The sequence below is a fragment of the Fundicoccus sp. Sow4_H7 genome, from assembly GCF_052115865.1.
In the GTDB taxonomy this organism is placed as follows: domain Bacteria; phylum Bacillota; class Bacilli; order Lactobacillales; family Aerococcaceae; genus Fundicoccus_A.
This window is the reverse complement of sequence record NZ_JBQKME010000006.1, coordinates 1-18,564: the sequence shown is the minus strand read 5'-3', so window position 1 is coordinate 18,564 and position 18,564 is coordinate 1. Positions and strand designations below refer to the sequence as shown.

Genomic DNA, 18,564 nt, shown 5'->3' with positions numbered 1-18,564 from the left:
CTACTGCCAATTTTGTAAATCTTTTAACTTAGCCTTCTTCACATCTTCAATGGTTTGCGTACCAGCTAGTTGCATCACGCGTTTTAAATCTGTTTCAAAATATTCTAAAACAGATTTCACGCCTTTCCAACCACCCAATGCCAATCCAAATAAGACAGGGCGACCAAGAGCAACAATGTCAGCACCACTCGCTAAAGCCTTGAAGATATGCTCGCCACGGCGGATACCACTATCAAAGACAATCGGGACACGACCCGCAACAGCTGCTGAAATCTCAGCTAATGTTTCAAAAGAACCCGGTGCACCGTCTAGTTGACGACCACCGTGATTGGATACCCAAATACCGGCAGCCCCTGCACCAATCGCCAAAGCAGCATCTTCAGCCGTTTGAATTCCCTTAACAAAAACAGGTAAACCAGAATAGTCGGCCAAGAATTTCACATCAGCAGGACTAATTTTTTGTTTAGACTGGGCATAAATATTATTTAACGACATATTTTTGCCATCCCCGGTTAAATAACGCGAAACAATCGGCATACCGAATGGATAGACAAATTTATTATTAATATCTCGTTCACGATTGCCACTTAAAGTTGAATCAGCCGTTAAAATGATCGCAGTTGCGCCATCTGCTTTCGCTTCATCAATAATACTACGGTTAAAGGCATCATCTTTACTCATATAAATCTGGAACCAGCGACTGTTTCCTTGCAAGCCTTCTTCAATTTCTGAAAACTCAGCCCCAGAATAGGCACTAATTGACATAATGGTCCCGCCAAATTCCGCAATCCCTCTAGCGGTTCCAGCTTCTTTTGTTTCATGGGCTAATCCATGGGCCGCAATCGGCGCCATAATAAAAGGCACTTTTAAATCATGTCCAAGAATCGAAGTGGATGTATTAGGAAATTCAATATCAGCCAAAACACGCGGTAAAATAGCTTTCGAATTAAAGCTAGCCACATTGCGGCGCAAAGTGAATTCATCACCCGATCCACCTGCTAAATAACCCCAACCACCATCGGGCATGACTTCTTTTGCAAAGTCTTCTAATTCAATGGTATTCACAATATTCAGCTCTTTAACTTCTGTTGGCGCATTGTATCCATCTTCTTCAGCAATGGCTTCAGGTGCTAAATCACTTAATTCAACATCTTGTACATCCTCAAACATTTCTCTATTCGACATATCAATCACTCCTTAATGATATTTAATTGAATAAGGCTTGAATAAGCATTTGACTAATTGGTGCTAAAATCACCACCACAATACCCGTCACAACAATTGATAAACTTGACATCGCCCCATGAACGTCACCCAATTCAATGGCCTTTACCGTTCCAACCGCATGGGTGCTCGAACCAAGCGCCACTCCTTGAGCAACTGGATCATCAATTTTGAACCATTTAAATACCGTCGGACCTAAAACCGACCCAATCACCCCAGTAAATACCACTACTGCAACCGTCAGCGAGACAATACCTCCCATTGATTCTGAAACGCCAATGGCAATGGCTGTGGTAATCGACTTAGGAAATAAAGTCGACACCAGCTGTGCATCAAAACGAAACAGCATAGCAAAAGCAATGATTAGGATCGAGTGAAATAAGACTCCTAAAACAATACCCGATAAAATAGCAGAATAATACCGTTTTAAATAACGAAAGTTTCGCTCAAGTTTTATTGCTAAGGATACCGTGGCAGGTGTGACAAACAAACTAATGTATTTGCCTCCGTTATTAAAACTTTCATAGGGAATATCGGCTACCATTAATAAAACTATAATGGCAATAATCGCAAACACTAATGGATAAAACAAAGGAAATTTCCAACGCTTATAAACTTCGACGCCTAGCAAGTAGAAAAAGAATGTTAAGAAAATGCCAAAGTAAGGCGATGCATATATTGCAGCAAGGCTTGTCATCTTATTCATCCTCCCCTAACATCTTGTGTTCTTTTTTTGCTTTCAAAGCTTGGACAATCCGGCCAACAAAGCCCATCATTAAAATGGAGGTGACAAACATAATAATAATTAATTGCCACCAAATATCGCCTAAAACATCAAAGTTTGTCATTAAGCCAACACCTGCAGGCACAAATAAAATGGCCATATTATCTGCTAAAAAGCCTCCAACAGTATCTACTTGGTCCACTTTCAACCATTGATTATGCAAGGCTAAAAATAACAGCACCATCCCAATCACACTGCCGGGAATCGCAATCCACGGATTAATCAAAATTGACAGCATTTCACCAATAAAAGAAAACAAAAAGATCCAAAATAACTCTTTAAATATTTTCACTGAACTCTACCTTTCTTTTTCAAAACATTTATCAAACACTCTATTATTACTGCCTTTCTTTAATACTTATGGTATAATTTATATAATGATATTGGATTGAAAACGCTTTTCAAGCTTACATCCAATATAGCATAATTCTCCCTACTTAAAAATATAGCTTCATTATCATACCATATAAATTATTTATATAGAACTTACGGAGGTCTATGATGAACTTAAGAGACTTAGAATACTTCAAATACTTAGCGGAAAGTTTAAGCTTTACAAAAACTGCCGAGCACTTTTTCGTTTCGCAACCGTCCATTTCAATTGCCCTTAAACGTTTAGAAGATGAATTCGGCTCAATTTTGATTAAACGTAATCGATCGACCAAGTATATTCAAGTTACACCTTCTGGACAACTTTTATACCAGAGAACAATTGAGATGTTAAATTTATTCAATAATACGAAGACGGAAATTGCGAATCTTAATTCACAAAATGTCTACTTTGGTTTCTTACCAACTATTGGTGGGGCTTATTTCACCCGCATCTTACCTCACTTAACGGAATTTATTTCGGACTTAAAATTAGTTGAAGAAGAAAGTTCTGTCGAAATGTTGCAGCTAGTGAAGCAACGTAAGGTGCCAGCGGCTATTGTAGGCACAGATGATGCGGCTTCCAATGAAAAATGGTTAACGCAGTACCAAATGGATACTAAAGAACTTTGTGTATGTGTATCGCCAAATCACCCCTTAGCTAAATACAGCGAAATTACTGCTGAACAATTAGATGGCGAAAGCTTCTTATCCTTATCTAAAGGCTATTTACATTATAAGTTATTTAATCAATGGGCTAAAGAGCACGATGTCAATATTTCGGATGTATTGTATACGGATGAAATTCCAACAGCACACTCTATTATTGCTTCCGGTATTCGTGTGGGGATTTTAATTGATAATTTAGTCCAGGAACGTAAGGATATTGTTGCGATTCCATTGAAAGATAGCCCAAGCTTCTATATTAATCTTGTTTTAAATAATGATAATGATTTAATTCCTGTCCAAAAAAGTTTTAACGAGAAACTTGTTGAGGCTATATCGAAAGAATTCGATGCAAAAGAACTTTAATTAAATATTTCAAATAAAAAAAGAGCTGTAGGAAATCCTACAACTCTTTTTTTAATTTCTAGAATAAATCTGTTACTTTATGAGTTACATCTGATGTAACTTCTTTCGCTTTATCCATAATATCAGAGAAAGCATCGGTTGCTTTATCTTTAACATTACTTGTTGAGTTCATTACTTTCATTAAAGTGTTAATTTCTGTATCTGAAAGATGATCCACTGCGTTGACCATTGCATCCGATCCGTTTAAACGATGTCTAACAAACATTTTTGCGCGTTCACGGTTCACAACACCTTCAACTTTTTCGCGTGCAGTTTCATCAAAGTATAAATACAGCGAAACACCTGCTACAACAACAGCTGAACCTAACAAAATTTTACCTAAATTATCTTTCATCAAAAATTCCTCCTTACACAATTTTGTAGCAATAACTTGCTTTTTTAGTGTAAGTTTATTATAGCATATCCTTTGAAGGGATTAAATTAATACGCTTTTAGTTGCAGGAGAAATTTTAAAAGATTCAGAGATATTTATTCGAATTATTTGCGGTGGGCGATGTTAATCGATCCGCTGCGACCACCAATGGTAATGCGGTCACCTAATTCAATTTCACCGTTTAATAACATTTCACTTAAGCTATCCTCGATTTGTTTTTGAATCGCACGACGGATAGGACGGGCACCGTATTCTGGGTCATAACCAGCTTCTGCGATAATATCAACTGCTGTATCTGTTACACGGGCTTCGATTTCTAAATCGGCTAGTCGTTTAATCACGTCTTGTGCGTGTAGGCGAACAACCTTATGGATATCTTCTTTAGAAAGTGGGTGGAAGACAACTGTTTCATCAATCCGGTTAAGGAATTCCGGACGGAAGACTTTCTTCAATTCTTCCATGATACGTTTTTCCATCGCATCAAAGTCATGCTGAACACTAACGGCACCGAAACCTACTGATTTTTCATCACGCAAGGCGGTTGCACCGATATTGGATGTCATAATAATAATGGTATTACGGAAGTCGACACGACGACCTTTTCCATCGGTTAAATGACCATCATCAAATACTTGAAGCATTAAGTTGAATACATCTGGATGGGCTTTTTCAACCTCATCTAACAAGATAACAGAGTATGGTTTGTTACGAACTTTTTCGGTTAGTTGACCGGCTTCATCGTAACCTACATATCCTGGAGGTGAACCTACCAGGCGTGACACACTATGTTTTTCCATGTACTCAGACATATCCACACGAATCATATTATCTTCGCTACCAAACATAGATTCAGCAATGGTTTTTGCTAATTCGGTTTTACCTACCCCTGTTGGACCTAGGAATAAGAATGATCCGATTGGACGTCCTGGGCTCTTCAAACCAGAACGGGCACGGCGAATGGCACGTGATACAGCTTTAACTGCTTCATTTTGACCAATCACACGTTTGTGCAATTCCGCTTCAAGGTTAATTAAGCGATTGGCTTCGGTTGTATCCATTTGACGTACTGGTACGCCTGTTGCTAAAGCAACTACTTCAGCCACATCTTCTGCTGTGACTTGGAGTCTTACTTCTTCAGCGTTTGCTTCTTTTTCTTTTTCAGTTGCAGTTTGAATGGCTATTTCTACCGATTGCTCTTCTTCACGTAAACTTGCTGCGCGTTCGAATTCACGGTTTAAAATCGCTTTTTCTTTGCGTTCAGCAATTTCACTTAATTGACGTTCAAGATTGCTAATAGTTAAGCTGTCTATTGATTCATCAATTCTAACTTTTGCAGCCGCCTCATCAATTAAATCAACGGCCTTGTCAGGTAAACGACGGCTAGTCATATAGCGGGTACTTAGTTTAACGGCTGCTAAAACAGCATCTTCCGTAATATCTACTTTGTGGTGCTCTTCATAACGGTTTTTCAAGCCATTGATAATTTTAACAGATTCTTCTTGTGTAGGTTCTTCAACCATAACACGTGAGAAACGACGCTCAAGAGCCGCATCTTTTTCAATATGTTTTTGATACTCATCTAAGGTTGTGGCACCGATTGTTTGAATTTCGCCACGAGCTAGTGCAGGTTTTAAAATATTTGATGCATCGATTGAGCCTTCTGCTCCACCTGCACCAATTAGGGTGTGTAATTCGTCAATAAATAAGATGACATTCCCATCTGCGGTAATTTCTTCGATGATTTTCTTCATACGTTCTTCGAATTCACCACGGTATTTTGTTCCCGCAACTAAAGAACCCATGTCTAACATCATCAAACGTTTTCTAGCTACGTCATCTGGCACTTCACCGGATACCATACGTTGGGCTAACCCTTCAACAATCGCTGTTTTACCTACACCAGGCTCACCGACTAAAACAGGGTTATTTTTTGAACGACGGCTAATAACTTGAACCATTCGGTGGACTTCTTTAGTGCGTCCAATTAATGGATCTAATTTATTTTCACGGGCTAATTGAGTCAAGTCACGCGCAACTGAATCTAATGTTGGTGTATTGGATTTTTGAGCTTCTGCTTGATTTTTATTTTGACGGCCGGCTTGACGACCAAGTCCTTGTGCGCCTGTTCTCTCATTTGATTGGGCTACACCGATTAGTTCATAAACGGTTTTACGTAACTCATTTAAATCAATGCCTAAGTTTTTCAATAAAATCGTTGCTAAAATTTCTTCTTTTAATAAACCTAACAATAAATGTTCGGTTCCTACTTTTGGAGCACCTAGGCGTTTTGCATCATTCGATGCATTCATGATAACTTTTTTCGCACGTGGTGAGTAAGGAATAACAATTTCACCTTCCGTACGCGGCATCACTGTTTTACCATGGATAGCTTCCAATTCGATTAATAAAGATTGATAGGTTGCACCCACGCTACGTAGAGCTTTACCAGCAATTCCTACTTCTTCACGGGCTAAACCTAGTAAAATATGTTCTGTTCCCACTGCTTGATGACGTAAGTAATATGCTTGTTCAGCTGCAAAGATCATCACCTGGCGGGCACTATCTGTAAATAATTCTTCAAACATATATTGTTCACCTCTTATTTGTATAAATATTTTAATTGGTCAAGAAAAGTATTTAAAATCATAGCTCTCAATTCTTGTTCTTGATTTGTGTGGTTTTGTAACGCTGACTTCTCGGTTATCGCAATAATCATGGCTGCTTCACGTTTTGTAATAATCTCGCGATTATACAAAGTTTGGATTAAATTAGTACTACTGCGTTGGTTAATCTTTTGACCAACCAGTTCTTTCATCTGATCAATTTGATCCGCCTTATCTACCAATTCTATCTTTAGAATACGAATATAGCCACCGCCACCACGCTTACTTTCGACCATATAGCCATGTTCTTGAGTAAATCGTGTATTGATAACATAATTAATTTGAGAAGGTACACAATCAAAATGCTCTGCCACATCACTGCGCTTGATTTCAATATGCTCTTGATGCTTCAAAAAACTTTTCAGATATGCTTCAATAATATCTGACATGTTTCTTTGCGACATTTTAACCCTCCTTTTCCTTAACATTGACTATCTTTGACTATTATACAACATCTACGTAAAATTGCAATAGTTTTGTATGTATTTATTCTGATATTTATTTGAATGTCGTTTTTTTAAGTAAATATCTTTTGATAAACTGTTCAGATGTTCATTTTTGATTTATACTTAAGTGTAGTGAAAAGAGGAGGAATAATATGAGCAATCAAGTGCTTGTCATAAATGATTTACCCGGAGTTGCAAAAGTCGCAGGAATGTCGAACCTGCCGATTTTGGAAGCCGCTCAATTTGAAGTCGGCTTACTTCCAACCTTGATTTTATCGACCCATACTTTAGGTTATCCGGGCTTAATCAAACATTATTTAAATGAAGCCTTTGATGATATTTTAAATCACTGGTACGATATGAACGTTCAATTCCGTGGTTGTTTAACGGGATACTTTGCTGACAGCAAACAAATCGATACGGTAATCGATTATTTAGAAAAAATTGAATACGATCTGCCCGTTGTCATTGACCCCATTATGGCAGATTTCGGAAAACTATACGCAGGATTTTCAGAGGATTTCCCTGAAAAGTTCCGCAAATTAGTCAAATATGCAGACGTTATTGTACCAAATTTAACAGAAGCTTGTCTAATTACCGATTACCCTTACTCTGAAGACTTAACGCCTGAAGATTATCCAAAAATCAGCCAACGTTTGGTTGACCTAGGAGCTAAACACGTGGTTCTAACCGGTGTTTCGAATGAAGAACTTGCGCAAGACGAAGAAACGATTGGCTACTATGTTTACACAGCTGATCAAGAACCACAGTTTGTCATGCACCATAAATTTGATACTTGGTTCAAAGGCATTGGCGACTTATCCGTTAGCTTAATAGCAGCCTACCACTGGTTAGGCGACAGCGTACTGGAAGCGGTGAAAAAATCGACGCCATATATGGAAAAAGCCATCCAACACAGCATGACCGTTCAACGCGACCAAAAACTAGGTATTTATTTTGAACCGATTATTCCAGAATTCGCCAATGAAATTCAAGCCTTAAGAGATTCACACAAATAAATATCACTGCCTATAAAACCCAGCCCATTTTTATGGACTGGGTTATTTATTTGGGTTGAGCTATTTTGTTTGTTCCTAAAACAATAATTTCATATAATAGCTTAAAAAGGGGGGGGTTTTTAGTGAAAAAAACAGCCTTAATTCTATTAAGTTTAGCCTTAGGTTTGACAGCAGTCACAGCTGGTGCCCAATCGGAAGCTGAAGCACTTTATATTAGCGCGAAAGAACAAATAACCCAATTAGCAGAGGAATTAGACGCAAGCGGTGCTTCTGCTTATGAAAAAGTATCGGGAATTACGATGTTGATTGATGAAAACATCCGGTCGATGTCAGATTCTGGTTTGGATCCGGCCGATATTGAACAATGGACACAAGAATTGGAACAATATACGCTTGAATTCATTGCGCCACTGACGCAAGTTGACAGTAGCACGGAAGAAACAACTGAGTCAGAAGTTGTTGAGGAGACGGTCGAAACGGAAACAACGGATGGTGAAAGTTATGCCCATCTTCACTCAGACGATCAAGCAGCTGCCTTGGAACAAGCCAAAACTTATGTCGCTGCCAGCGATATGTCTAAACGCGGCCTATACCGCCAATTAATATATGATTTCTTTAGCCCAGAAGCAGCTCAATATGCCGTGGATACAATCGAAGTTGATTGGCAAGCCAACGCTTTTGCGGTCATCGAAAACTATTTTGCCAACGCAACCGACTTCTCCGTTGATTTAATCGAAAGCTCGCTAGAGTTTTTAGATTTCACCGAAGAAGAAATCCAAAATGTTTACAACTCCTATGTAGAGTAACAATACAAAACCTCCTGAAACACGACATGCGTTTCAGGAGGTTATTTTTATACACCCGGCAGGACTCGAACCTGCAACCGCTTGATTCGTAGTCAAGAATTCTATCCAATTGAACTACGGGTGCATATTTAATTATGTCGTCTGATAAAACAATTATGCCGAGGGCCGGAATCGAACCGGCACGGTAGTCACCCACCGCAGGATTTTAAGTCCTGTGCGTCTGCCAGTTCCGCCACCCCGGCAAATTACGAAAAACAAGCGGAAAACGGGGTTCGAACCCGCGACCCCCACCTTGGCAAGGTGGTGTTCTACCGCTGAACTATTTCCGCATGTCTCTATCAAAACAACAAAAATTATAATACCACACTTATTCCACAAATACAATCCTTTCTGAATAAATATCTCTGCTTATGGTAGAAATTTAGTTTTGCTACTAACAAATCCCCGCAATCAAGACTGTTGGGACAGCTTTATTGCGGGGGTGGTGGGGATTTTGGCAGGTGTGGGTGGCGGGTTTGCGTCAGAAAGGACATAATTAGACAATTTGGACACTCCCAGATGTGTATTTAGATAGCAATTAGACAGTTGAAGGACTCAGATCTGTCTAATCAGACTGGGATCAAACGGTTAAAGGGCGCACAACTGTGTCAAGTCCAAAAAATTGTGTAAATCGAATAAGTTGCGTAGTCCCTTATCATGTCCCACTGTCTATTTAGGACCTGAATAGATGAAAGTGACGTGCTAATCCGTCTAATTGTCAGCTGATTAGACGAATGGGACCTGCTAATCCGTCTGATTCTCAGCTGATTAGACGAAAGGGGCCTGCTAATCCGTCTGATTGCCAGCTGATTAGACGAATGGGACCTGCTAATCCGTCTGATTGCCAGCTGATTAGACGAATGGGACCTGCTAATCCGTCTAATTGTCAGCTGATTAGACGAATGGGACCTGCTAATCCGTCTGATTGCCAGCTGATTAGACGAAAGGGGCCTGCTAATCCGTCTGATTGCCAGCTGATTAGACGAAAGGGGCCTGCTAATCCGTCTAATTGCCCTCTGAATAGACGAAAGGGACGTCCTAATCCGTCTAATTGCCAGCTGAATAGACGAAAGTAACACGCTAATCCGTCTGATTGTCAGCTGATTAGACGAAAGGGACGTGCTAATCCGTCTGATTGACGTCTGATTAGACGGAAGTGGAACGCTAATCCGTCTAATTGCCAGCTGATTAGACGAAAGTGGTGAGTTAATCCGTCTAATTGCCGTCTGAATAGACGAAAGCGACGCGCTAATCCGTCTGATTGCTAGCTAAATAGACAAAACCCAGTCAAGTCCAAAAAATTATGTAAATTGATTGAGTTATCGCAGGCTTGAAGTAGCCAATTGCTTTCTCAACGGATACCAAAAGTGTCTTCGTTGCTGCTACGAGCTTAAAACTTTAGTCTCGTCCTTTCATGGTTTTACATAATTTTGTGGACTTTATCCTATTTCAAACGACCACACATCAACCGCTCGGATGAAATCACCTTTTCATCCGACCGCACACCCGCGTCAATTATTCCGCAAATTGTTCAACTGGGAAGTGTTCGCTCAGCCATTTTTCTACCATTTCAGGCCATTGAGCCACTTTTTCATTGATTTGATCTGGACGAGAAGCGGTTGCTTGGTTGGCAAGCGACAAGCCGTGTGGTCCCTTTTCAAACACATGCAGTTCAAAAGGAATATTGTTGTGGGCTAAACCTAGTGCTAGGCGGACTGAATCTTGTGCTGGGACGACTTGGTCTTCTGCGGTTGTCCAAATAAATGTTGGTGGCGTATCTGAACTAACTTGACGCGCAGGGCTGTATGTTTCTAATTCTTCTTTCGATACATCGGTCTTGCCAAAACAAGCTATCAATATTGGTGAGGCTTCTGGTACGGCAGACAAATCTTCGATATTTTCAGTGATATTTATTAGGTCGGTAAGGGGGTAGGCTGTGATGTTAAAGGCGGGTTTTAGGGCCTGGCCTTTGAAGGAAGTGGCATCTTGAATTACTGGTTTGTTCCAATTGTTGGCGTACATGGCGACGTTATGGCCACCTGCTGAAAAGCCGATTGTTCCGATTTGATTGGTGTCGATTTGCCATTCTTGGGCATGTTGGTGAATGATTTCAAAGGCCATGGCGATTTCTTGCATCGCGTGCGGGAATAACGAATGCTCCTTAACAGGTAGGTCCGGTTCGGGCGAATAAGGGTGTTGCCCTTCACCGTAAACCGAATACTCCAGCACAAAAGCGTGGTAGCCCATGGCATTAAATCGCAAGGCGATTGGTTCGGCTTCACGTGGCGAACAGTACATATAGCCTCCACCCGGATTAATAATAATGGCAGGCAAAGTTTTCTTCGGTCTTAAGCCGACATTATCTTCTAGTAAATAAGCCTTTAGAGTCACATCTTGACGATTTTCATATAAATAAAATAATTCTGTCCGCATAATTTCCTCCATTAATTTTGATTAATAATAGTATAATATTCAAGCTTATTTATAACAACTGACAGATAGTCAAATCTGTAAACATCAGTTAATCTTGTTAACGATATTTTTATATTTATGCTACACTAAAATAAAAAAGGAGTATTTCTATGAATAAATATCCCCAAGTCAAAGCCGTCTATTTCGAAGATGACGGTAGCATTCCAAATAATCCAACATTGCCTTTGTTGATTTACAGCCAAGTGTTTGAAGCATCCGATGATATTGCAGAGATATTTAATCAAAATAATTGGACGAGGACCTGGCGGAATGGGATTTTTGATTATCACCATTACCATAGTACATCGCATGAAGTGCTTGGAGTCGCTGCAGGTTGGGCAGAGATTCAACTGGGTGGAGAAAAAGGCGAGAGCTTTAAAATCCAAGCGGGCGATATGGTGGTCATTCCAGCCGGTGTGGGGCATAAGCGCTTGAAGGCTTCGACTGATTTTGCGGTAATTGGTGGCTATCCGGATGGGCGAGATTATGATTTACTTACTGGTAAAGCAGAGGAGCGACCAGAGAATTTACATAATATTTCTAAAGTCCCTTTGCCTACAACGGATCCAGTCTTTGGTGAAGACGGGCCTCTCTTTGAACATTGGGTATAAGAAAATAAGCTGGCTTTCGAGATTGAAAGCCAGCTTATTTATAGCAGTGATATTTATTCGAGGTATTGGTTGAGTATGTGGCGGAACAGATATTCATCGAGTGTTATGGCTTCGGGGAGTTCGTCGAGATAGGTAATGGCCGTGATGGTTTGGTACTTGCTATCCAAAATCGCAAGGCGGATGCCGTCGGGCTTTTCAAGGGGGACAACGATGGCGTTGTGGTTACCATTAGTAATAGACATGGTGGCAACAGCGTAGACGTCAAAGGCTTTGGTCATTAATGGTGTAATAGGCTGGTCCAGTTGGATATCGCTTTCGGCTAAGGGAAGGCTGGCTGTCAATGTTTCAGGATTCAATGGATTAATTGAGTTGTCCTGAGTGGAAACGAAAGCCAGTTGATTGTCGACAAACATTAACGTCAATTGACCTTGATTGCTGTCATCGGAGCCGACATATGTATATACAATACGATCTGTGTTGCTTTGTGGATTAGCATATTCTGGTGTCGCTTCGCCCTCAAAAGAGCTCGTAACCGTTTCAAGGGAACCCCCTTCAATGGAGCTGTCTTCCAAATTTCTTAGCGTAAAATCATTGAGAATGATTTCGGCATTGTTTTGTGCATTTCTAAAGCCTTGATTAAAGGTCGTATTGCGGTTAACCAGTTCAGATAAAACAGCTGACATAGTAAATTCGCGACGCATATAGAAATTTAAATCTGCCTTTAAGTCATCAAAGCCGTCCGTTTGATAGGCTGCAAAGACTTGAGGCGGAAAGTAAACGGAATTATCCGCTACTGTATCTATATATAACATCAATTCTAAATTAGCTGTATCAAGGCTGTCACCCGCTAAAAATAAAACCCCAGTCCCTAACAGACCGTCACGAACCATACTCGCCACCCCAATAATCGGTGGCTCTTGATCCAGCAGCACCGAAATATCAGGAAAATCATTGGCGATAACCGGCGCCACCGCCTCACTCGATAAAACCATTTCTTCTGTAAATATCTCTGGAATAGCCACAAGCTCGCTGTAGTACAGTTCATCGTTGGTAAAAATTAAGCGCAACTCAAGTGACGCTAAGCTAGGCGCATCATATTGGTAAATCAGCTGACTTTCTTCTTCAACTAAGTTAGCATCAGGGGTGAATTCCGCTACAATCGTAGCTTTATCTGTCCCTAAATTTTCTTCGCTCCAACGGATTTGATCCCAATAATCGTATGTGTTAACAATATGTAAATAATCAGACCAAGCCGCTTCTATCACCGGGTCATTACTGGCTAATTGATACATTGCCGTTTCAATAGGGTCGGAACTTATTCCGTCGTCTTCTGTTGCCGTAACGCTTGGTAGAGTTGGCAGGAAAAAATTAAGCAGCATAACAGTGATTAGCACTTGTATTGTTTTTTTCATCATCGTAGTGTTGTTTCCTTTCGTAATCTAATCGAGTTTGAGCTTTGTATTGGAGAGAGGTGCTGGTGCCGGCATATAAATTGTGATATGTGCCGGGGAAAGGCTGGTGCTGGCATATAAATTGTGATATGTGCCGGGGAAAGGCGGTTGCTGGCATATAAATTGTGATATGTGCCGGGGAAAGGCTGGTGCTGGCATATAACGCTCCATATGTGCCACCGAGAAGCCACCCCAGGCATATACCCCGCCGTATATGCCATCGAGACAAGCCATCCCCCATCCCAACCACCCACCTATACTAAAATAAACCATAGCGGTTAAACTATGGTTTATTTTAAATGATATATTCCTAATAATCGTATTGACTCGTCAAGTGCTCAAATAACATATAATCCACACTTTCAAAATCAATATCATCGTCTAAATAAGTGATATTTTCTACGTAATAATCACGTACATCAATAAAAGCCAACGATATATCCCCATCTTCTGTTTCAACAGGCGCGAGAAAGGCATGGTGATAACCTTCTTCTAATTCCACCGTCCCAACTGCAAAGACATCAAAGATATTCGTCGCAAGTGGCGTTAAACTATCCGCAAAAGGGATATCCTCTGCTTTTAGAGGGGTTCTTAAATAATCCCGCCAATTTCCATCGACCAAGGCAACCGAATTGTCAACATTGACTAAAGTCGTAAAAGCACCCTCAACAAAAATCAAACTGACAACCGCCTTGTCGTCTCCTTCTTCAGCTTCAAAGGAATATGTTAATCGCTCAAGTCCTTCACCAACACTTTCTCTGACAGCATCTTCCCCCGCATCAATAAGGGTTGAGGCAATCGTATCAATAGAATCCCCTTCGACTCCAGAATCTTGAAACGTCATGTTGTAATCATAATCAATGATTTCCGCTACTCTTTGACCATCATATTTAAACCATTGATTAACAGAGTGATTAAAACCAACCAACTCACTTAAGACCGGTGATATTCGGAAATTAGAGTAAGTATAGTAGAACAAATCATTTTTGATGTTCGCCATATCATAACTACTCTCTTCCTCAGATCTCACCAAGCGATAATAGACAGACTCCACCAAGAGATCATCTAAATACATAGAAAACTCTAGATTAGCACTTTCTTCCATGCAAAGACCCGATGCAAAACTAAGACCAGTCGCTAACAAGCCATCTTTTACCATATTTGCAATACCAAAAAAGTGTGGCTGAGCCTTAAACAATAAGTCTATCTCTGGAAAACCATCTTCTAATAAATACTCCAAGCCTTCCAAAAGCACTAACATCTCATCCGTAATTTCATTTGGAATGGCAACAAATTCCGTATAATACAAATCATCTTCATAAAAGAGGATATTTATTTCAATGGTTTCAAAAAAATCTGTCGCATAGCTGTAACTCAATTCACCAAAATCTTCACTTAAAACGGCCTCAGGTGTGAATAATTCGACGATTTCATCCCTTTGGCTGACGTCAACCCCTTCATACATACCATTGGACAGCATCTACAAAAGTCACTTGAGATAAGAGTGATTGATAATCCAACCAAGCCATTTCAACCACCGGATCCATTTCCATCATGGGATCCATCAGCGGCTCAAACTTAGTCGTATCCTGCGTAGAAATTACTTGCGCGCCAGCAACTGCTAGGGGAAATTGACACAAGACACGCAGTAACACAGCTAGGCCTAACAGACTTTTCTTTTTCAATAAACCCAACCCCCTAAATAAATATCTCTGCCTTTCTTAATTTAAATATTCCAACATCACATCTGCTTGATCCGGCTCAACATTACCGGCAAAGTTTGGAGTGGCTAAAGATATACCACCGTCTAAATTATAAAATAGATAGAACGTTTGACCGACAACTTCTGCCTGTGACCCTTCTAAAATTTCATAAATTGTAATCGCAGAATTGGCTGTAATTGTACGAATGTCACCCGGTGCATTCGCAGAAAAGACACGTACATCCGTTTCAGCAACATAATCAAAACTTACAGAATAGACATTAACATTTTCACCATTAAAACTAGTCGTTAAAGTACCATTAACCAAATCCAAATCAATTTGTGAAGGGGCATTTGGCGATTCAGCCATATAAAACGACATACTTTCACCTAAAGAATCAAAGTAGACCGCATAAGGAAGCGAATCATCCCCTTCTTCTTGCGCTAAAATTTCTTCTAAGGCTTCAATAGACATGACAGGATAAGTATCAATAGCGCTTAAATTCAATTCAGACAAATCATTGAGTCCAAAACTCTCTAACATTTCATCATGAGTGTAGTAAACTTCTGGCTCTTGCTCACGGTAGAATGGTGTATCCGTTGGAGAATTAGCCTCATCAAATATCATAGTGTCAACTACTTCAATAACTAAACCATCTTCCGCCATATCAAAGAGCGTCCATTCAGCATATTTCGCTCCTCCAGAAGCCCTCACCAACATCTTGCTACTGTCTTCATACAACGTTACGTGCGAACGTTCCGCTAAGCTCTCATCTTGGAAAAGAGGGATTGCAACACGTTCTTCTGCTTCTAAATCAGTCGTAAACACATCAAACACTTGATTGTAATTAAAGAGAATTAACTCTTCAACTCCATTACCATCAAAATCCAATAGACCATAGTGAACCATTAAAATCGCATCTAAATTTAGATCACGAGCATCTTCCACCGCTTTTGGATTCACATGATCAGGGAAAACAGCAGGGTCGTTATTTTCAATCGCCATATAATAATCATTAACAATCGTTCGGTATTCCGGATAATCTTCAAGCGGGTCAACAAACTCTTCTTCCACACTCTCTTCCTCGGATACCTCTTCTTCAACCGTTTCTTCCGCTTCACTTTCTTCAGCAACTAAGCTATTTAAATACAACAAAATATCTCTTTGCGTTTCATGTTCTAAATGTAAACCTTCCGGTAAATAATCCGTAATAATCCAACTATCATCTGTTCCAATGGTCCCATTTTCCAAAGTAGCAGCTTCCCATTCCGTTAATAAAGCCTCGGCATCTTCATCTGACAAAATTTCTCCATTTAGAGGCGACTGAATTAATTCAATAGCAGTCTCACGACTGACCTCATCTTGGGCATAGAGCACATTCCCAGGAATCCATAGCAATAGAACAGTTCCTACCATAAGTAATAACTTCTTCATTTTACCAAACTCCTTTTCTTTGCTTAACTACAATATAGCAAATTTAATTCCTACAGAGAAATAATCCCTCTTATTTATTGTAAGCGCTAAATATGAAAAAAGCATGTCAAAAGTAATTCCTCTCTAATAAATATCACTGCTAAAACTAAATGAGAAATATTCATTATAGTGATTCAAAAGCCTATTCCTGCAATAAAAACAACAAAAGTCTTCTTAAAATATGAATTAAGTATGAAACCATTGTGAAAAACCGAAATAGATTTGTAACTTGTTTGTAACATATGTATAATAAATGTAATCAAACAAGAAGCAAATATTTTAAGAAAGCGAGACTTGTCATGGAATTATTAAAAAAATTATATCGTCATTGTCAAAAACACTTTGGAAATAAAAGTGTTCTACTCCTTATTTGTTTTTTGTTTGGGATATTTATTTTGATAGGGATGGTCTTACCATTCAATAGCTCGAAACAAATTGAAGCCGTTGAAACGGCGATCCAATCGTTTTATCAAGATGAATCACAGACAGATTTGCGGCCATCGGTTGACGCCAAAGAAATGGTTAAACTAAACCGGCTTGCGAGTCGGCTAAAAGGAAAGGCAAAAACGGAACTGTTGCCAAAAGTGCAGCTTGTTTCACAAAAAATGCAGGTACAATCCTATCTAGATGAACTTTATCAAGAGGATAGTATGTTCCATCCGAATGTTGATGAACACACGATTGCGGAACGGACTCAGGGAATTGAATGGGTGCTAGCGGATGAAGCGACTCATAAATATGATGCTTTATTATTACATGCTTATAATCAATGGCAGGTCATTCAGACTGTTCAAGATGATATAGCGACGCTGGCGAAGCAGACAAGGCTAAATCGCCAACAAATTCCTAGCATCATTCAAAGTATCCAAAGCATCAATCGTAAACTTACTTTTGTGGATGAACAACCCCATCTCCAAGAGAGTTTGGAGTCCTATAAAAAGTTCTTGCGATTATTTATTCAGGCGTTAATGGACTCACACGCCCAACAGCCGTATGATAGCGCAACGCTTCTCCCTTTGTTTGAGTCCGATATGTTAACGAATCAACTCGCAGATACAACTTTAGATGTGCGCCCAAAAGTATCCTTAACCTTTGATGACGGACCGAATGAAGAGTACACGACCCAAGTTCTCGATATTTTAAGTCGATACAATATCCAAGGAACTTTCTTTGTTCTCGGTCGTTTTGTAGAAGAAAATCCTGATATTGCTAGACGGATTGTAAACGAGGGCCATATTATCGCCAACCATAGTTATGATCATCCAGACTTTGCGCAAATCAGTGATTATGAAGTGCGCGACCAAATTAATAGCACACAAAGAATTATTTATAATGCGACCGGTGTCTATCCTACTTTATACCGTATGCCCTATGGATCCGGCGGGGAACGTGTCTTTCGTCTGATTCCTGGATTGACATCCATTACTTGGAATACGGATACAAATGATTGGAAGATAGGAGATGCCACCAAAATTTTCAACCACATCGTCACCCAATTGACCGACGATAGTTTGATCCTCCTGCACGACACAAGCCAAGCTTCGGTCGATGTCCTCGAACCATTGATCGAACATCTGAAACAGTTGAATTATAAATTTGTTTTACCGACGGAGTTGGAGTTTGATTATCGGTATTAAAAGGAAAACCATATATCAGCAAGAGTTAGTTTTTGCTGATGTGTGGTTTTTTTGTGGATTGTTGGAGGATTAAGAATTTAAACTCGATTTGAAGAATAGGAAGAGAAATAATATGTCCAAAATTGTAATCATTTTAACCAATCACATTTCATTACACTTAACTAAAAATTAAGAGTTTTTATATTTGAAATTTAAAGAAACTATATATTTACTCATGTTCCCTACGAATTAATTCAAACCAAATAAACCGAACACCAACCGCCTCTGAAAAGCGTCTAAGACAGCTGATTAAATGGATTGTTCAAGTTTATGAAGATCAGAAAGGTATTTATGGATACCGTCGTATAACGATCTATTTAAATCATTTTCTAAATGCTAAGGTAAACCACAAATGTGTCCAAC

The 18,564-nt window shown here is 39.7% G+C and carries 18 protein-coding genes and 3 tRNA genes; 7 read left to right on the top strand and 14 right to left on the bottom strand.

Annotated features, from left to right (window positions below):
* From ACTQ54_RS07090 to ACTQ54_RS07080, 3 genes are read right to left on the bottom strand one after another with little or no spacing between them, the layout of a single operon-like run.
* A complete protein-coding gene (locus ACTQ54_RS07090) occupies positions 1-1,185 on the bottom strand; it encodes an alpha-hydroxy-acid oxidizing protein (RefSeq protein WP_441755439.1) in 1,185 nt (394 codons plus the stop codon).
* A gap of 22 nt (positions 1,186-1,207) precedes the next feature.
* On the bottom strand, positions 1,208-1,930 hold the full coding sequence (locus tag ACTQ54_RS07085) for an LrgB family protein (RefSeq protein WP_441755438.1): 723 nt from the start codon (positions 1,928-1,930) through the stop codon (positions 1,208-1,210).
* A complete protein-coding gene (locus ACTQ54_RS07080) occupies positions 1,923-2,300 on the bottom strand; it encodes a CidA/LrgA family protein (protein WP_441755437.1) in 378 nt (125 codons plus the stop codon). The genes ACTQ54_RS07085 and ACTQ54_RS07080 overlap by 8 nt, the downstream gene beginning before the upstream one ends.
* Positions 2,301-2,509: 209 nt before the next feature.
* On the opposite strand from ACTQ54_RS07080, the gene ACTQ54_RS07075 reads away from it, so the two are divergent.
* On the top strand, positions 2,510-3,409 hold the full coding sequence (locus ACTQ54_RS07075; RefSeq protein ID WP_441755436.1) for a LysR family transcriptional regulator: 900 nt from the start codon (positions 2,510-2,512) through the stop codon (positions 3,407-3,409).
* A gap of 58 nt (positions 3,410-3,467) precedes the next feature.
* Here ACTQ54_RS07075 and ACTQ54_RS07070 read toward each other — a convergent pair whose 3' ends face one another.
* The 3 genes from ACTQ54_RS07070 to ACTQ54_RS07060 all read right to left on the bottom strand — a co-directional run bounded on the left by ACTQ54_RS07070 (position 3,468) and on the right by ACTQ54_RS07060 (position 6,909).
* Positions 3,468-3,803, bottom strand: a complete 336-nt coding sequence (locus ACTQ54_RS07070; RefSeq protein ID WP_441755435.1) for a hypothetical protein — start codon at positions 3,801-3,803, stop codon at positions 3,468-3,470.
* A gap of 143 nt (positions 3,804-3,946) precedes the next feature.
* The gene (locus ACTQ54_RS07065) at positions 3,947-6,427 is read right to left on the bottom strand and encodes an ATP-dependent Clp protease ATP-binding subunit (RefSeq protein ID WP_441755434.1); all 2,481 of its coding nucleotides are present in this window, start codon (positions 6,425-6,427) and stop codon (positions 3,947-3,949) included.
* Between the two features lie 14 nt (positions 6,428-6,441).
* Positions 6,442-6,909, bottom strand: coding sequence for a CtsR family transcriptional regulator (locus tag ACTQ54_RS07060; RefSeq protein ID WP_441755433.1), 468 nt, complete (start codon positions 6,907-6,909; stop codon positions 6,442-6,444).
* 194 nt (positions 6,910-7,103) lie between these two features.
* Between ACTQ54_RS07060 and ACTQ54_RS07055 the strand changes: the two genes are divergently transcribed.
* Entirely contained in the window at positions 7,104-7,970 is an 867-nt protein-coding gene (locus ACTQ54_RS07055; protein ID WP_441755432.1) for a pyridoxamine kinase, read from the top strand.
* 122 nt (positions 7,971-8,092) lie between these two features.
* The gene (locus ACTQ54_RS07050; RefSeq protein WP_441755431.1) at positions 8,093-8,776 is read left to right on the top strand and encodes an Ltp family lipoprotein; all 684 of its coding nucleotides are present in this window, start codon (positions 8,093-8,095) and stop codon (positions 8,774-8,776) included.
* Between the two features lie 50 nt (positions 8,777-8,826).
* Here the strand turns inward: ACTQ54_RS07050 and ACTQ54_RS07045 are convergent.
* From ACTQ54_RS07045 to ACTQ54_RS07035, 3 genes are all read right to left on the bottom strand, one after another.
* Positions 8,827-8,900, bottom strand: a tRNA-Arg gene (locus ACTQ54_RS07045).
* 32 nt (positions 8,901-8,932) lie between these two features.
* A tRNA-Leu gene (locus tag ACTQ54_RS07040) sits at positions 8,933-9,018 on the bottom strand.
* Between the two features lie 15 nt (positions 9,019-9,033).
* Positions 9,034-9,105: transfer RNA gene (locus ACTQ54_RS07035), tRNA-Gly, on the bottom strand.
* A 444-nt stretch (positions 9,106-9,549) separates the two neighbouring features.
* Between ACTQ54_RS07035 and ACTQ54_RS07030 the strand changes: the two genes are divergently transcribed.
* Positions 9,550-9,891, top strand: a complete 342-nt coding sequence (locus ACTQ54_RS07030; RefSeq protein WP_441755430.1) for a hypothetical protein — start codon at positions 9,550-9,552, stop codon at positions 9,889-9,891.
* A 439-nt stretch (positions 9,892-10,330) separates the two neighbouring features.
* Here the strand turns inward: ACTQ54_RS07030 and ACTQ54_RS07025 are convergent, their stop codons facing one another.
* Positions 10,331-11,248 carry an alpha/beta hydrolase gene (locus ACTQ54_RS07025; protein WP_441755429.1) on the bottom strand — a complete coding sequence of 306 codons (918 nt, stop codon included), beginning with the start codon at positions 11,246-11,248 and terminating at the stop codon, positions 10,331-10,333.
* Positions 11,249-11,397: 149 nt separating this feature from the next.
* Here ACTQ54_RS07025 and ACTQ54_RS07020 point away from each other — a divergent pair, with 149 nt between their 5' ends.
* Positions 11,398-11,898: a hypothetical protein gene (locus ACTQ54_RS07020; protein WP_441755428.1), complete on the top strand. Its 501-nt coding sequence runs from the start codon at positions 11,398-11,400 to the stop codon at positions 11,896-11,898.
* A 53-nt stretch (positions 11,899-11,951) separates the two neighbouring features.
* On the opposite strand, the gene ACTQ54_RS07015 is transcribed toward ACTQ54_RS07020, so the two are convergent.
* From ACTQ54_RS07015 to ACTQ54_RS07000, 4 genes are all read right to left on the bottom strand, one after another.
* Positions 11,952-13,313 carry a hypothetical protein gene (locus tag ACTQ54_RS07015; RefSeq protein ID WP_441755427.1) on the bottom strand — a complete coding sequence of 454 codons (1,362 nt, stop codon included), beginning with the start codon at positions 13,311-13,313 and terminating at the stop codon, positions 11,952-11,954.
* A gap of 346 nt (positions 13,314-13,659) precedes the next feature.
* Complete coding sequence (locus tag ACTQ54_RS07010) at positions 13,660-14,829, bottom strand: hypothetical protein (protein WP_441755426.1); 1,170 nt, start codon at positions 14,827-14,829, stop codon at positions 13,660-13,662.
* On the bottom strand, positions 14,807-15,034 hold the full coding sequence (locus ACTQ54_RS07005) for a hypothetical protein (RefSeq protein ID WP_441755425.1): 228 nt from the start codon (positions 15,032-15,034) through the stop codon (positions 14,807-14,809). Before ACTQ54_RS07005 ends, ACTQ54_RS07010 begins: the two co-directional genes overlap by 23 nt.
* Before the next feature lie 36 nt (positions 15,035-15,070).
* Positions 15,071-16,486, bottom strand: a complete 1,416-nt coding sequence (locus ACTQ54_RS07000; protein ID WP_441755424.1) for a hypothetical protein — start codon at positions 16,484-16,486, stop codon at positions 15,071-15,073.
* Positions 16,487-16,929: 443 nt separating this feature from the next.
* On the opposite strand from ACTQ54_RS07000, the gene ACTQ54_RS06995 reads away from it, so the two are divergent.
* Together ACTQ54_RS06995 and ACTQ54_RS06990 are read left to right on the top strand one after the other, a co-directional pair.
* Complete coding sequence (locus ACTQ54_RS06995) at positions 16,930-18,162, top strand: polysaccharide deacetylase family protein (RefSeq protein WP_441755671.1); 1,233 nt, start codon at positions 16,930-16,932, stop codon at positions 18,160-18,162.
* Positions 18,163-18,368: 206 nt separating this feature from the next.
* The coding region (locus ACTQ54_RS06990; protein ID WP_441755669.1) for a transposase at positions 18,369-18,564 on the top strand (196 nt) is incomplete at its 3' end.

Bases quoted from the DNA above. Each gene is read 5' to 3' on its own strand.
- ACTQ54_RS07010 (WP_441755426.1), bottom strand. From the start codon at position 14,829: ATGCTGTCCAATGGTATGTATGAAGGGGTTGACGTCAGCCAAAGGGAT.
- ACTQ54_RS07025 (WP_441755429.1), bottom strand. From the start codon at position 11,248: ATGCGGACAGAATTATTTTATTTATATGAAAATCGTCAAGATGTGACT.
- ACTQ54_RS07030 (WP_441755430.1), top strand. From the start codon at position 9,550: ATGGGACCTGCTAATCCGTCTGATTCTCAGCTGATTAGACGAAAGGGG.
- ACTQ54_RS07055 (WP_441755432.1), top strand. From the start codon at position 7,104: ATGAGCAATCAAGTGCTTGTCATAAATGATTTACCCGGAGTTGCAAAA.
- ACTQ54_RS07020 (WP_441755428.1), top strand. From the start codon at position 11,398: ATGAATAAATATCCCCAAGTCAAAGCCGTCTATTTCGAAGATGACGGT.
- ACTQ54_RS07015 (WP_441755427.1), bottom strand. From the start codon at position 13,313: ATGATGAAAAAAACAATACAAGTGCTAATCACTGTTATGCTGCTTAAT.
- ACTQ54_RS06995 (WP_441755671.1), top strand. From the start codon at position 16,930: ATGGTCTTACCATTCAATAGCTCGAAACAAATTGAAGCCGTTGAAACG.
- ACTQ54_RS07090 (WP_441755439.1), bottom strand. From the start codon at position 1,185: ATGTCGAATAGAGAAATGTTTGAGGATGTACAAGATGTTGAATTAAGT.
- ACTQ54_RS07085 (WP_441755438.1), bottom strand. From the start codon at position 1,930: ATGAATAAGATGACAAGCCTTGCTGCAATATATGCATCGCCTTACTTT.
- ACTQ54_RS07060 (WP_441755433.1), bottom strand. From the start codon at position 6,909: ATGTCGCAAAGAAACATGTCAGATATTATTGAAGCATATCTGAAAAGT.
- ACTQ54_RS07065 (WP_441755434.1), bottom strand. From the start codon at position 6,427: ATGTTTGAAGAATTATTTACAGATAGTGCCCGCCAGGTGATGATCTTT.
- ACTQ54_RS07075 (WP_441755436.1), top strand. From the start codon at position 2,510: ATGAACTTAAGAGACTTAGAATACTTCAAATACTTAGCGGAAAGTTTA.
- ACTQ54_RS07070 (WP_441755435.1), bottom strand. From the start codon at position 3,803: ATGAAAGATAATTTAGGTAAAATTTTGTTAGGTTCAGCTGTTGTTGTA.
- ACTQ54_RS07000 (WP_441755424.1), bottom strand. From the start codon at position 16,486: ATGAAGAAGTTATTACTTATGGTAGGAACTGTTCTATTGCTATGGATT.